Annotated in this window: 14 protein-coding genes; all 14 read left to right on the forward strand. The window is 42.5% G+C overall.

The genetic code is table 11. The features are described from left to right. Positions 1–10 precede the first annotated feature (10 nt). The 14 genes from E3C75_RS11140 to E3C75_RS05985 all read left to right on the forward strand — a co-directional run bounded on the left by E3C75_RS11140 (position 11) and on the right by E3C75_RS05985 (position 15414). Positions 11–166 carry a hypothetical protein gene (locus E3C75_RS11140; RefSeq protein WP_167740662.1) on the forward strand — a complete coding sequence of 52 codons (156 nt, stop codon included), beginning with the start codon at positions 11–13 and terminating at the stop codon, positions 164–166. A gap of 17 nt (positions 167–183) precedes the next feature. Next, a complete protein-coding gene (locus E3C75_RS05930) occupies positions 184–528 on the forward strand; it encodes a phage head-tail connector protein (RefSeq protein WP_111679484.1) in 345 nt (114 codons plus the stop codon). Positions 529–838: 310 nt separating this feature from the next. Beyond that, complete coding sequence (locus tag E3C75_RS05935; RefSeq protein ID WP_111679488.1) at positions 839–1177, forward strand: HK97-gp10 family putative phage morphogenesis protein; 339 nt, start codon at positions 839–841, stop codon at positions 1175–1177. 1 nt (position 1178) lies between these two features. Next, complete coding sequence (locus E3C75_RS05940; protein ID WP_111679490.1) at positions 1179–1565, forward strand: gp17 family tail completion protein; 387 nt, start codon at positions 1179–1181, stop codon at positions 1563–1565. A gap of 11 nt (positions 1566–1576) precedes the next feature. Beyond that, positions 1577–2083: a phage major tail protein, TP901-1 family gene (locus tag E3C75_RS05945; RefSeq protein WP_111679492.1), complete on the forward strand. Its 507-nt coding sequence runs from the start codon at positions 1577–1579 to the stop codon at positions 2081–2083. Positions 2084–2160: 77 nt separating this feature from the next. Beyond that, positions 2161–2514, forward strand: coding sequence for a tail assembly chaperone (locus E3C75_RS05950; protein ID WP_084828644.1), 354 nt, complete (start codon positions 2161–2163; stop codon positions 2512–2514). A 50-nt stretch (positions 2515–2564) separates the two neighbouring features. Next, entirely contained in the window at positions 2565–2882 is a 318-nt protein-coding gene (locus E3C75_RS05955; RefSeq protein ID WP_084828645.1) for a hypothetical protein, read from the forward strand. Continuing rightward, a complete protein-coding gene (locus E3C75_RS05960; RefSeq protein WP_111679494.1) occupies positions 2872–7488 on the forward strand; it encodes a tape measure protein in 4617 nt (1538 codons plus the stop codon). Before E3C75_RS05955 ends, E3C75_RS05960 begins: the two co-directional genes overlap by 11 nt. Beyond that, positions 7488–9023 (forward strand): distal tail protein Dit, encoded by a 1536-nt coding sequence (locus E3C75_RS05965; protein WP_111679496.1) that lies wholly within the window; start codon positions 7488–7490, stop codon positions 9021–9023. Before E3C75_RS05960 ends, E3C75_RS05965 begins: the two co-directional genes overlap by 1 nt. Continuing rightward, positions 9023–12457: a phage tail spike protein gene (locus tag E3C75_RS05970; RefSeq protein WP_111679498.1), complete on the forward strand. Its 3435-nt coding sequence runs from the start codon at positions 9023–9025 to the stop codon at positions 12455–12457. The genes E3C75_RS05965 and E3C75_RS05970 overlap by 1 nt, the downstream gene beginning before the upstream one ends. Positions 12458–12459: 2 nt before the next feature. After that, complete coding sequence (locus E3C75_RS05975; RefSeq protein ID WP_111679500.1) at positions 12460–14469, forward strand: DUF859 domain-containing protein; 2010 nt, start codon at positions 12460–12462, stop codon at positions 14467–14469. 15 nt (positions 14470–14484) lie between these two features. Continuing rightward, on the forward strand, positions 14485–14907 hold the full coding sequence (locus tag E3C75_RS05980; RefSeq protein ID WP_111679502.1) for a DUF1366 domain-containing protein: 423 nt from the start codon (positions 14485–14487) through the stop codon (positions 14905–14907). Between the two features lie 23 nt (positions 14908–14930). Further along, positions 14931–15077, forward strand: coding sequence for a CD1375 family protein (locus E3C75_RS11145; protein ID WP_167740663.1), 147 nt, complete (start codon positions 14931–14933; stop codon positions 15075–15077). Between the two features lie 13 nt (positions 15078–15090). Beyond that, a complete protein-coding gene (locus tag E3C75_RS05985; protein ID WP_111679504.1) occupies positions 15091–15414 on the forward strand; it encodes a DUF7365 family protein in 324 nt (107 codons plus the stop codon). Position 15415: the final 1 nt, after the last annotated feature.

Below are 15415 nucleotides of genomic sequence, written 5' to 3' on the forward strand. Positions count from 1 at the left end.
GGATATCGATATGAGTTACGTATTAAAAGCATTCGTTGACAAAGAAACCGGTAAAGTCTACTATATCGGCGACACGTACACCGGTAACCGTGTTGAGGAACTGATTGATCTTGGATATGTCCAAGGTGAAAAGCAGAAACGAAAAACAAAGAAAGTTACTAAATAGCAAGAAATGAGGCGGATATGGTTACATTATTAGACAAGAATAAAGTCATCAAAAACGTGTCCGTTGACCTTAACATCAATGACGACAACTTACTTAGTATTCTATTAGAGAGAATTGTTAATCATTTCAAGGCTGAGTATGACGTTGACGAAATTGATAATAATTTGGGGTTTATCTTTGAGGATTGTCTTGTTAAGCGATTTAACCGCAGAGGGGCCGAAGGGGCTAGGTCTGAGTCAATAGATGGCCATTCTATGTCTTATTACGATAATGAGAACGAGTTTAAACCCTATGACGACATGTTGCAACGTATTTATGGGGATTCTGGACAAGCTAAAGAGGGAGAGGTGCTATTTCTATGAGATACGCCGACAAAGTAACGCTAAAATACAACGATAAGACACAACAGCGCTACGATCCCACTTTAGGCCGTATGATTGGCGGTAAAGAGCAGACTAAAACCATATCATGCAACGTCACAGGGGCGAGCCTAGAGCTACAAGCCAAACTAGGGGAGCTATTAAATACTAACAGTATTGTTATTAGACTTAGAAGCCCTATCACAGCCGCAATAGACACAATCGAGTATAAAGGCCACCAATACAAGCCTGTAACTACGAGAAGCTATCCATCGGGACGGTATACAATATACGCAAACAGGGTGGTTGGTTAATGGTTACAATTAAATTTGAGGGATTGGATGAGATGGCTCAAAGCCTATTAAAGAACGCCTCACCCGAGAAACGTTCAAAGGTTTTAAGAAAATACGGAGCTAAGTTAAAAGAGGCCGCGGTCAGTAAAGCGCAGTTTAATAAAGGGTATTCAACGGGGGCAACTCGTAGAAGTATTACCTTAGAAGCTGGAAGCGACAGGGCAGTTGTTGAAGCGCTGACCAACTATTCAGGATACCTCGAAGTAGGAACGCGGAAAATGGAGGCACAGCCATTTATGAGGCCAGCACTTGATCAAGTAGTGCCAGAAATGGTCGAAGAAATGGCTAAGTGGGAATAAGATGAAACAACCTGATCAACTATTACATGATGAAATGTATCGTATTAGTAGTGGCTTAGGCTATGACACATACACATATTTACCGCCTGAAGGCGCGGCTTATCCCTTTGTTGTAATGGGAGAAACAACGGTCTTGCCACAAGCTACAAAGTCACGCATGATAGGTCGTTTATCGTCTACTGTGCATGTTTGGGGGAGTGTGGATGACCGAAAACTACTATCAGATATGGCTGGACAGTTGATGTCTAGCTTTTTTACTATCAAAAATATAGACGGCACACAATTCTTCGCAGAAGTGAACCAGTCGTCTATTGATAGCAATAGAGATAACAGCACAGATGAGGTGCTATATCATTTTGTCGTTGAGACTTATTTTAAATTTGTTTAAAGGAGGAAAACATGGCTGAAATTAAAACAAATCAAGCACAATTAGGTAAAGAGAAAATTTTGATGTTCCGTAAATTCGGAGACAAGACAGCAGCGGCTAAGCTCGCACTACAAACTGAGCACGAGTGGGAATATTCACGAGATGCCGACACTACTAAAACTAAGGACGGGGCTGTTGTTGCAGACGGCGGTCTTGAGACGACACTTTCAATCAATGCAATTGGAACTAAAGACGACCTTAATGAAATGCTTAAGAAATCAGTAATTGATGGATATAAGGTAGAAGTTTGGGAGATTGACCTAGCTGACAAGAAAAGCAACGGCAAGTATGGCTCTCTTTACGCCATCGGCCGATTATCAAATTGGAAAGTACCCGCTAATGTCGAGGAACTCGTTGAAATTGAGTCAGAAATGTCAATTGAGGGCAAACCCCAACCTGGGGAAGCCACTCTAACACCTGATCAAATCAAAGAGATTCAGTACACATTCCAAGACACTACTGCAATTACTGCCCTCTAATTTCAGAAATGTAATTACTTTAGCCAAGCTGTTTCAGTTTGGCTTTTTATTTTAAAAAAACATAGGAGTTAAAAACAATGAACACAATCACTATCGAAAATAAAGACTACACTTTGACATACGGCTTCGAATTTATCCGTGAACTTGATAAGCGCTACGCGGTTTCAGACGGTGGTGTTTCGTTCGGTTTCGGGGTACAACACGCAGTCGTTGACTTGCAACAAAAGAACCCAGTAATTTTGCTCGACATCATTCAAGCAGCAACAATCACAGAACGTCAGAAGCCATCTGTTAAAGGTATTGAAGCCTATGTCATAGCAGAGGCTGAAAATGACCGACTAGACTCACTATTCGATGATTTTTTATCGGAATTACGCACGCAACCATTGACGAAAGCGACAGTGAAGCGCGTGGAAGAGGCGACCGAGTAAGTGATTTTCAAAGCTCAGCCGATACATACGAGGAATTAATCACTAATGCTATGGCTGACTTTGGCGTGTCGTTGCTCGAGGCTCGAAGAATGACGCTTAAAGAGATGAGACTCTACCAAAAGGCTTATAAAAAGCGTTTTTTAAACAAAGAAAGAGAAATTTATCAGCTCGCGTTTCTGAATCGATTGGCAAATGCTACGACACGGGATGGCAAGCGGTATCATTTCGAGAAATTCGAGGACTTCTATAACGCTAAAGAACGAGCCCGGGAAGTTTTGGGTGAAAAGATCACCAACAAAAAACTGTTAGAGCGAGCTCGAAATAATCTTAATTACAAGAAAGAAAGAGGGTTGCTAGATGGCAGATAAGACATTCAATGTCAGAGCTATATTGAGTGCTCAAGATAACGGCATGTCTAGCGCTCTGAAGAAAGCGCAACAGAGCGCTGAGAATCTCGGGAAGACGGGCAGTAAATTAGGCTCTGTTTTTAAGGGTGTTCTCGGTGCTAACCTTGTCAGCGCTGGAGTTATCAAAGGTGTAGGCGCTTTGACAAGCGGCATCGGTGGATTGATGTCTGAGCTGAATAGCTCAACAAAGGCATGGAAGACATTCGATGGAAGCCTTAGTCAATTGGGTTGGGGTAAGTCAGAAATTGCAGCGGCTAAGAAGTCAATGCAAGATTATGCAACTCAAACAATCTACTCCGCCTCAGACATGGGGACCACATTCTCACAAATGGCCGCGATTGGTCGAAGTGATGCAGGGGCATTAGTTAAGGCTATGGGTGGCCTTGCTGCGTCTGCTGAGAATCCCAAGCAGGCAATGAAAACATTGAGCCAGCAAATGGTCCAGGCAATGACCAAGCCTACCATCCAATGGCAAGATTTCAGGTTGATGATGGATCAATCACCTGCTGGTATGGCCGCCGTCGCTAGAGAGATGGGAATGTCTCTGGATGACCTTGTAAGCAAAATTCAAAACGGCGAAATTAAGACAGAGGACTTTGCGGAAGCCTTTAAACGTGCTGGGGATTCCATGCAAGACTTGGCTACAAAATACAAAGCAGTAGACGAGGCCTTTGGCGGTCTCTATGAAGCAGTTTCAATCAAATTACAGCCAGTTTTTGAACAGCTAAGCAATAAGGCCGTCAAAGGAATCGAGAAAATCATTGACACCATTGAAAAAATTGACGATAAATCGATTCAGAAATTCGCCAATGGGTTAGATAAAGCAATTGACCAGACTACAAAAGGAGCTGCTCAAGCCGCTCAGTCACTTTGGAAAGGTTTCAGCGACACAGGGGCCGTGAGAGGCATAGCGAACGCATTTAAATATGTTGCCGCTCAAGCAAAAACAGCACTTAAAGCTATAGATTTTAGTAGCATCTTCCAAGGTCTAGGCAGTGTGTTTGGCAACATAGCCAATGGAGTGTCAAGAGCCCTAACAATTGCTACTAAATCGGTTAGGAGTTTTATCGACTCGTTTGCCTCTACTGGGGCGTTCCAAGCGTTCACGTCAGCATTGGGTAATGTCTGGGGAGCAATTAAAAGAATCGGGACATCAATCGGAGATGTATTTAGCAGCTCTGAAGTTCAAACGATTATATCAGCTTTAGGTACAGCGTTTGGAACACTAGCTAAATGGATATCACAAGCTGCATCAGCAATAGCTAACTTTGTAAGCTCAATTCCCAAAGGTGTGCTCAATGGTATCACCAGTGGGATTTTGGCAATGGTAGCAGGTTTTGCTACTGCCAAGGCTGGTATTTCAGTATTAGGTGTTGCAATGAAAGGGTTGGACTTCATTAGTAGTCTAAACCCATTCAAGAAGTTTGGTAAGGATGCTGCAGAAGGAACAGAACAAGCTGCTAAGAGTGCTAGTCGTTCTAAATCAACCATTACTCAGTTGTTCAGTGGAATATCCAACGTTATCAAGTCGTCTGGTAATGCAATCAAGGGAATCTTGACAGCTATTTTCAAAGGTATTGCAGAAACCTATAAAGGTTTTGGGCAAGGAGTGAAATATGCTTTACAAGGTCTTAAAGGGTTGAACCCCGCAACCTTGCTTTCATTTGGCGCTGCCGTGGCTATTGCCGCAGTCGGAATCGGTACAGGTATTGCTATTATCGTAGCTTCATTCACTTTGCTAGCCACTCAATCCCAAGGCGTTTCGCAAATTTTAAACGCCGTAGGTTCAGCGTTTGGAACTGTTGTTGAATCTATTGGCAAGGCAGCGGGAACTATTGTTGAAGCATTCGGGACTGCCTTTGCTACCGTAATTACAGCAGTAGGACAAGCCGCCCCCGGACTTGCAAAATTATCACCATTGGTTGAAGCTATCGGCACTGCTCTAGGCAATGCATCCCCATTTATTACAGCGTTTGGTAATGCTTGGACTTCTATTTTAGGAACGCTTCCAGCTATTATCAGTGCATTTAGTGGATTTGCAACCGCTCTAGGTACTGCAATCAGTGCAGTAGCTACCGCAATAACTCCGATTATTCAAATTATTGGAAACACAATAACGGCAGTAACTCAAATCATTGCTAATGCTATCGTGGCAATCGCTCCGATAATCGCAAATTGTATCGTCCAAGTCGCTCAAGTTATCGGACAATTTGGACCACAGATTGCAATGGTAATCAGTGCTATCGCTCAAGCTATATCAGCTTCAGCACCTATTATCATATCCTTGATTCAAGGTATTGTTACAGTCGTTCAGATTATGGCTCCAGTCATTAGTCAAGTGATCTCTGCCATCGTTGCGGTCGTTCAAACTCTTGCACCTGTCATCAGTCAAATTATTTCAGCGATTGTTACAGCAATCACTCAAATTGTGCCTATTATTACCGCAATTGGTGGTGTGATTAGTGCTGCATTTAGTGGCATTGCATCGGTTGTGTCAGCAGCAGGGATGGCAATCGCTACCGCCGCTATGGGTATCGGTACGGCTATTAGTACGGCCTTGAGTGGTGTGGCAAGTATCATTAGTGCTACTGGTTCAGCTATCGGAGCAGCATTACAAGGCATTGCTAGTGTAGTGCAATCAGTCGGAACATCAATCAGTACAGCGGCGCAAGGTATCGGAAACGGTATCAAATCAGCGTTTGAAGGTATTTCAAGCGTTATCACCTCAGCTGGCAGTGCAATTAGTAGCGTATTGGATAGCCTAGCTAATGTATTCAATTCAATTGGTACAGCTGCTCAGAAAGCTGGTGCAGGATTCAATCAGCTTGCTAACGGTGTTGTTAAGATTACTAACACTAACCTCGGAGACATGGCTGCATCTCTTGCAGCTGTCGCTAAAGGTATTGGGTCAATCAGCAACAATTCAGCAGGTCTCGCCGCAGCTGGTTCTGGCATGGCTCAGCTTGGGACAGGGATGAGAATGATGTCAATGGCAGCAGCTAGCGCTGTGTCAAGTTTGACATCGTTTTCAACGGCTGCCTCAAGCATTCAAGCATCATTCAGTAGTTTACAGGCTTTGCTCACTACTGCTGCAACTGCATTCAGTACATTCTCGATACAAGCCATGCAATCACTAGCTGGATTAACCGCTATTACAGCGCCTATTACTGCCTTCCAGATGCAAATCATGATGATAGTGCCTGCATTAATGCAAGCAAGTGCAGGGTTGACCATGTTCAGCGCAGTAGCGATGGCGTTGTCTTCTAGCTTGACCTTTATCAGTACGTCCATGACAATGTTGACCACTGGCATGACTATGTTAGCCTCTCAGCTTACTATGGTAGCGACTGGCTTTACTACTATGGTTGCAAGCTCGACCTCACTGGGTGCAAGTTTGACCATGATGGCGGCTCAATTTATCGCCATCGGTGCTTCAGTAACTATGTTAACTAGTCAATTTACCGCATTCACAGCTGCATTGACTATGGTTAACAGTCAGCTATTAGTTGCTGCTGTGGGCGTGACAATGTTTGGATCACAATTTGCAATGTTGGGCTCAATCATGTCCATGTTCAGCAGTCAATTAACAATGGTCGGCGCTTCTATTCAAATGATGACCGCACAATTCACCGCCGTAGGTTCTACGGTTGCAATGATTTCAAGCCAGTTTACTGTATTGATTGCTAGCATTATGCAGATGACTGCTTCAATTTCTACAATTCCACCGCAATTTAGCGCGGTGGCAGCAAGCGCTACAACGGCCACAACGGCCATCACACGAATCGGAACATCGGCGCCATTGATTGCTTCAGCAATGAACAGCGCGGCCTCACAGGTGCAATCAGCAATGCAGAATATGGCACAAGCTGTTCAGTCTAATGGCCAACGAATGATTCAAATGGGCAGACAAGCCGGGCTACAAACAGGGCAAGGAATTGCTCGGGGAATTCAATCAGCAACTGGGGCCGTATCTGCCGCAGCGGGCGCACTGGTTAGCGCAGCACAATCACGCGCTATGGCAGGCGCAGGCGCTATGCGTTCCGCAGGGGCAATGATTGGACAAGGTTTGGCCGCTGGTATGATGTCCGCTCTTGGTGCAGTAACAGCTGCCGCCAACGCCCTGGTAGCTCAAGCAGAGCGTGCAGCTCAAGCTAAAGCCAAGATTCACTCACCATCAAGGTTATTCCGCGATGAAGTCGGTATTTTTATCGGCCAAGGTATGGCTGTCGGTATTGACAACAGTGTTAAATACGTCAGAGATTCCATTGAGAACATGGTTGACGTGGCTAGCGGTTACGCGATAGACGCTAGAGAGCTCTTTAAAGATAATGACCTGTTTGACGGCTTCGGCGGTGGTTTAATCCGTGGCAGCGTTGACTTAGCTGTTAGAGATGACAGTCGAATGGACCGCCTTGAGCAAGCGATGAACGTTATTACTGGATTAATTGAGCGACCTCTATCACTTAACATAGACGGCAGGGAATTTGCATACGCCACAGGGGACGACTTGGTATCGTACCAAAACGAAAAGGATTTTAGTTACAAACGTATGAGAGGTATTAAATAATGGCCGTGTTTCAATTTAACGGATATGATTTGAATGATTACTTCAAATTAATCAAAGTGTCGCACGAAATTGGGAATGAACGCGATATCACTACAGACTCAGCCCCTAAAATTGGGGTTAATGTTCAACAAGTTTCGTTTGGTGCTAAAAAAATAAAATTAACTGTCAGCTTAGCGACTAGAGAACTTAACGATAATGCTTTCGTAGACCCAAACGAACCAGCTCCAATTGATTACAACATGTTTCATCACGTAAGGGAACAAGCGGCTAGAGTGCTACACTCTGATAAACCGGTAGAATTGAAATTACCTGATGAGCCAGATAGGTACTATTTAGCGATAGTGACAGGAGAAGCTAGTTTGAAAGGTATCTCTGACTGGTATGACCAGGCTGAAATTGAATTCTTAGTACCTGACGGAGTCGCACATTCGACTACCTATCGCAGTTTTGAAACCCCTAAAATAGAGAACAACAAGATGGTATTTGACCTTGTTAACGATGGATCAGTTAATGCTAACCCAATAATTACAGTGAAGCACAATAGTGAGAATGGCTATATTGGATTAGTTAATAGCACAGGTGTCTGCGAGCTTGGGGACAGGTTAGAAGCAAATACAGAAGATTATAGACATTCAGAGGTACTTTTTGATTACGCTTCGTCAAACGGGGAGCACAGAATCCCTAACGGTTTATCTCAAGGATTGAAAAACATTGGCATCTCAAACGATGTCAACGACACCAAGCCAAACGGAACTCTTTACATCGATAACGCTTGGGGTCGTCCTCACATTGCATTACAGAGTGGTCAAGTAGCATCTGTTACTTTTGACATCCCAAGAGATTCAACTGGTGAAAAAGGCGCTCTGTATGAATATTTTTGGTGGAGACAAATTTTTTGGCTTGGTTCTGCAAGTCAAATGGGTTATTTTAAAATTTGTGTCACAGACGCAAGTGGTACATTTTTGTATGGTGTTGAAACTTTTAAACGTTACAATGGTTTAGGCTGTGAATATAATTTTCTAGCTAGTGACGGTAAGGGAGGTTTCCGTATTGTCGACAGGAAGAATTTTTTAGGAACGCACATCGAGCAGCACAACCCATTTAATGAACCTAGGGGATGGTCAGATATCCTAAGGTTTGATGATGTCGTACAGTTCTACTGGTGGGGTTCTTATCCTAGATATACAATTCCTGAAATTAAGGGGAAAAAATCAGATAAAATTCATGTCATTTTAGGTAAGGTAGGCAACGCACCACTTGTTACACACATGTATTTAGATGATTTTATATACCGAAAAGACTATGTTTTTGGTGTCAGGGATATCCCTAATAGATACCGCGCTGGTGGGAAAGTGGTAATAGATAGTGAAACTGATACCGTCATTGTAGATAATATCCCGAAAATCGTTGATGTTGTGCAAGGCTCTGACTTTCTCACGATTCCACCGGGAAAATCACAATTAGAAGTATACTGTTCAAGTTGGGTTACGAATAAGCCCTCTGTGTCTGTTAAATTTGAAGAAAGGTATTTGTAATGCTATTAACAATTCACGATGCCAACTTACAAAAGATTGGTTTTATCGATAACGAAAAGCAAGAAACATTAAACTTCTACGATGACACTTGGACCCGTAACCTTGAGACAGCATCGAGCACGTTCGAGTTTACCGTTTCTAAGAAACAGTTACTTAGCGATACAGGAAATAAACACCTTTATAACCAACTAAACGAGCGCTCTTTTGTTTCCTTCAAATATAAAGGCAAGACATATCTTTTTAACATCATGAAGACGGAAGAAAATGAGCGATGGGTGCGATGTTACTGTGAAAACCTGAATCTTGAATTGATAAACGAGTACACGAATGCTTACAAGGCTGAAAAAGCTATGTCATTTGCAGAATACCTCAATGCGTTTGATATTCCTCAATTTGCAATGGTAACGCTCGGTGTCAATGAAGTCTCTGACCAGAAAAAAACACTTGAATGGGAGGGACAAGACACGAAGTTAGCAAGGTTGTTGAGCTTAGCTAATAAATTTAATGCTGAAGTTGAATTCGTGACTAGACTTAATGACGATAGCTCTATTAAGCAACTCGTCCTGAACGTTTACCATCAAGCGGACGATTCACACACTGGCGTAGGTCGAATTCGTAGCGATATTCGTTTGACGTTTGAAAAAAATATCAAATCGATGACGAGAAAGGTTGATAAAACCGAGATCTATACAATGATTGTCCCTTACGGGAAAGCAAAAGAGCAACCCGAAAACGGTCCTGAAGTGAGAGTTTATATTGGTGGTCTTCCAGCTTGGGAAGAGAAGAACGATAGAGGGATTGTTATCTTCAAACAAGAGGGCAATTGTCTCTATGCACCTCATGCAGCCAACTTGTATCCTTCAACTTTTGGGGCTTCGACTCAAGATAATAAGTGGATTCGAAAAGACTTAGAGGTTGATAGCGATGATCCAAATGTCATCCGTGCTGCAGGTATTGCAAACTTACGCAAACACGCATATCCAGCTATCACTTACGAGGTTGACGGTTTTATTGATGTCGAAATTGGGGATACGATAACAATCCACGACAAAGGATTCACACCAGCGCTTGACGTGAGAGCGCGTGCCGTTGAGCAAAAAATTAGCTTCAGCAATCCAACCAACAATAAGACCACTTTCGGAAACTTCAAAGAGCTTGAAAATAGGACATCTGGAGACCTTAGGAGCGTTTTCGAGCAAATGGTTGAGAACAGTCGACCATACAATATCCTAGTCTCAACTGATAACGGTGTTTTGTTTAAAAACAATACAGGGCAGTCAACACTACGCCCAACATTAAAACGAGGGAATCAGGTTATTAATGCAACATATAGATTTGTAATTGATGGTTCTATTGTTAACTCTGGTCTGACCTATACCGTCAAAGCAAGCGATATCTCAAAACCAACTGTGATCACGATTTCAGCGTGGGTTGATAACAAAGAAGTAGCTTCAGAAGAAGTTACTTTTTTAAATGTTTCAGACGGTCTTAAAGGCGATAAAGGAGACCCAGGGCGTGATGGTATCGCTGGTAAGGATGGTGTAGGTCTTCGTTCTACAAATATCACTTACGCCTCGTCAACATCAGGAACAAGCGCCCCTAGCAATGGCTGGACTAGCTCAGTACCAACGGTACCAGCTGGACAGTATCTGTGGACTAAGACTGTCTGGAATTACACAGACAGTACCTCAGAGACTGGTTATTCAGTAGCTAGGATTGGTAAAGACGGCAACACTGGTAGAGATGGCGTACCTGGTAAAGACGGTGTAGGGATAAACTCTACTACGGTAGTTTACGCTGGTTCTACATCAGGAACTGTCCCACCGTCTAGCGGTTGGTCTGATCAAATCCCTAGCGTATCTCCTGGTCAATATCTCTGGACTAAAACCACATGGAGCTATACAGATAATACTAGCGAGACTGGTTTTTCAGTCGCTAAAATGGGAGAGGTAGGACCTAAAGGTGACCGTGGTGAACAAGGTTTGCAAGGACCACGGGGAGAGCAAGGGATTCCTGGACCTAAAGGAGCAGACGGAAGAAGCCAATATACACATATTGCTTACGCTGATACAATTTCAGGTAGTGGCTTTAGTCAAACAGATACTAACAAGGCTTTCATCGGCATGTATCAAGATTTCAACACCACGGATAGTCAAAACCCTCAAGACTACCGTTGGTCTAAGTGGAAAGGTAGCGATGGACGGGATGGTGTTCCTGGTAAGCCAGGAGCTGATGGACGCACGCCTTATGTCCACTTCGCTTACGCAGATAGTCCAGATGGACGTACAGGTTTCAGTGTTACACAGAACGGTAAAAAACGCTATTTAGGTGTGTACACCGATTTCAATCAAGCGGACAGCACTAATCCTTCTGATTACACATGGAATGACACTGCGGGTAGTATATCAGTTGGTGGTCGGAACTTGCTTGTAAAAACCAATCAAGGTATTACTAATTGGGATTGGGGGCTTTCCGACGGCGACAAGAGCTTTGAAGAGGTCAAAGTTGATGGCATTCGTGCTGTAAAACTAATCAAAGGTTCAACAACAGCAAACACTGGTTGGAATTACATTTCATATAACGGTTTACTGCGTGAACTCATACAGCCGAACACTAAGTATGTTCTTTCGTTCGATGTTAAACCAAGCGTTGATGTAACTTTCTATGCAACGCTAACGCAAGGAGACTTTAAAGAGACGTTTACTGATACTGGGACTATGACTAAAGCATTAGCAAATCAGTGGAATAAGGTATCGTGCGTTTTGACAAGTAAAGAAACTTTGCCAAATATTACATGGCAGCTTGTACACTTATCAGGTATGCCGACAACAAATGGTAGTTGGCTAATCGTCAAGAATATCAAACTTGAAGAAGGCAACATACCTACTCAGTGGACTCCCGCAATTGAAGACATACAAGATGAAATTGACACTAAGGCTGACAGTGTATTGACGCAAAGTCAGTTAAACCAATTGAATGAGATTAATTCGGTGATGAAAGCAGAGCTCGAAGCCAAAGCGTCTCTTGATACGCTCAATCAATGGGTCAAGGCTTATCAAGATTTTGTTAATGCAAATAGCGCAGATCGCGCACAAGCTCAAAAGGCTTTGGCAGATGCTAGTGCACGAGTAGTTAAACTAGAAAATAACTTAAACGATATGTCAGAGCGTTGGAATTTTATCGACAACTACATGGCAGCATCAAATGATGGTCTTGTCATTGGAAAAAAAGATAACTCCAGCTCTATCATGTTCAATCCAAACGGGCGTATATCAATGTTCTCAGCCGGTAATGAGGTAATGTATATCTCTCAGGGTGTGATTCACATTGAAAACGGTATTTTTTCTAAAACTGTTCAAATTGGACGATTCCTAGAAGAACAAGATTCCATAAATCCGGATCGTAACGTCATTCGCTATGTGGGAGGTATTTAATAATGGTAGAATTTTGGTCAAATAATGACCGTGGGTATCGCATTAGATTGTGGATTGACCAAGTTGGGCAGAATGTTCAAAATAATACGAGCGATGTCCGTATTCGCTTGGCATTGCTTAATCAATGGTGGACGTTCGCAAGTTATCAATGTTATGGCTATGTCGATGGGTTTGGTCAACGGCTTGAATATTCAGGAAGTCCTTCAATGCTGTCCACAAATTCAGAAATACAGCTTATTGATCGCACGATTACCGTTAGCCATGCAGATGACGGAACTGGTGTTTTTGGCGTAACCGCTCACTTCAATGGTTCGGGTGGATACAGTCCAGGGAATCTAGATATTGGTAACCAAAGTATAACACTGACGACGATTCCAAGAGGGAGCACAGTAAGTGTTACGGATGGGGTTATTGGAAATCAAGTAGATATCACTATTAACCGAAAACTAGGCGGAGCTACGCACACATTACGTTATTCTTGGTACAACAAACAAGGTGAAATTGCTAACAACGTAGGGACATCTTACAAATGGACAATCCCAGCAGATTTTGCTGATGACATACCAAGATCTACCTCTGGCCGAGGTACTATATACGTTGATACCTACATTGGTGGCAGGTTAATTCAGACACAATCGACCACGTTAACGGCAAGCGTTAACGCAGACAGTCTGAAACCGTACTTCACAGGATTTACTTTAACGGACGCAAATGCAACGACTCAAAGGATAATTCCAGAGCCAACACATTTCGTGTCCATAATGTCGCTTGTGAAAGTTACATTCAACGGAGCGCAGCCCCGAAACGGGGCTACAATAGATGGGTACTATGCTGAAATCGTTAGGGCAAATAATTCTATTACAGAAAACGGCGGGGTGTTGCGTGAGGTATCTGTCAATAAAGACACTCAAATGACATTAAGAGGGAGAGTTCAAGACTCTCGTGGGATTTGGTCTGATTGGAAAGAGGTTAAAATAACTTTTCTATTTTATTTCAGCCCAAATCTAAGCTTTGAAGTTACCAGAAGTGGCTCAAAGTCGGACACACTAACGATTAAGAGATACGCTAAAATAGCCCCGCTAGTTGTCAATGGTTCTCAAAGGAATATCATGAAACTTACTTTTTCAACTGTTAAAGTTGGAATGGATAACTTTGTTGTTGACAACGGGCAGGCAGGCGGTGTATGGTCAAGTATTTCAGAGTTTAACGCATCTAGTGCTAATCTAGGAAACACATACCCAGCCGATACTTCTTACATAGTCAAAGGAAAACTAGAAGATAGTTTTTCAAGCACAGAGTTTCAGGACACAGTACCAACTGATAGGGTTGTTATGACCTATGATAAAAGCGGTGTCGGCATTGGGAAATATAGAGAGAATGGAGCGCTTGACGTCAACGGTGACATTTATGCTAATAATAGCCCAATCCAGCAGTACCAGCTAACTAGTAATAATGGATCTGCGAAATGGGTAACCAATGCAAATACCATACAAGACGCTGGACAATATTACCTATTCCCAGATGCCCCAGGAAACCCCAACAAACAGTGGGGTCATCTATTCCATCACAGCAACTATGGAAAAGGTAGCATGTATAAAGAAGCTATTCAGATTTTTTGGGGGAACAACGGCCAACTATTCTTCAGGCATCACCGATGGTCGATGATAATTGACGATTGGGAGCCGTGGAAGGAATTTGCAAGAAACGATAATCAAAATCTAATTAACACGGGCTGGCAACCAGCAGGATATGAAGGCAGCTTTTACAAGCGCGTTGGAGATGTTCTGACAGTTAAATATAATTTTACGGGGGATGGGGGTAGTATTGCCTTTGCAACGATACCGAAAGAAATCTTTACAGCCCCACAAGATTACATGTTTACCATTTCTGGTTGGTCTATCTTTAACGATACTGACACTCACGCTCAAATTAACGATGGAAATAGCTCTATTTGGGCAGTTGGTGCTAAAAACGGTGTTATATATCGAGGTCAACTAACAATTATGCTATAGAGAGAAGGAAAATTCATGAAATTTGAATACGAATCAAAGTCGAAAGAATACGATGCTAGTGGTGCAGCGTTCGCCACCAAAGTGGTTTTGAGAAACCGAGATGGCGCTTACGTACCCGTCTTTTTGCCCGCCGAAAAAATTGACTTATCAAATACCGAGCTACTTGAGTTAGCTCTGGAAGTCATTTATCAGGAAAATTTCCCTCAACGTGCGGAAAATGAAAAATTTAATGAACTTGATGAAAAAATCAAAGAGTACGAAGCATTAAGTAAAAAAGCTACAGAAACCATCGCTAAGATGGAGGAGCAAATGACGAAACAGAAAGAAGAATCAAGCACCGCGCAAGCAACGTTGATGAGTATTGTTGAAAAATTATACGATAAAAATGTATTGAGTGATGAAGACTTAACTGAAACGCCTGCTCCTGAAACCAAATAATAAATAGAAAGAAGGAAAAAAATATGATAGCAAAATTATTCGCTATTAACGTAGCTAATGGGAACTATCCATTTAAACGAGTCCCTAAAGTTTTGAAGCCAAAAGTTAAAGAGAAAATCGCTACCATGGTAAATGACGATGAACTCTTAGCAAAACTTACACAAGAATAGTTAGGAGTGCGGTATGGTAAATCAAACCGAGCCAGATTTGATAAAATGGATTTTAACGGTATTTATCCCTCTCTCCATTTCAAGTGCGAGTTTCTATTTTACTAGTCAATCACGCGCCTCTCGATTAGAACACAGAATCACTAAATTGGAGGTCGTCGACCATGAAATCGAGAAAATAATTGAAACCCACAACAAACGGCTTGATAAATATCAAGAAGAGCAGAAAATAACTCTAGCTCTGGTCCAAAGAATGGACCATCTTAATGAGAATATCGGGGAGCTAAAAGGAAATATCGAAGAAGTTAAAAAATTAGTAGATCGAAACTTGAGAGGATGAC

It is taken from the genome of Streptococcus thermophilus, from assembly GCF_010120595.1.
GTDB lineage: Bacteria > Bacillota > Bacilli > Lactobacillales > Streptococcaceae > Streptococcus > Streptococcus thermophilus.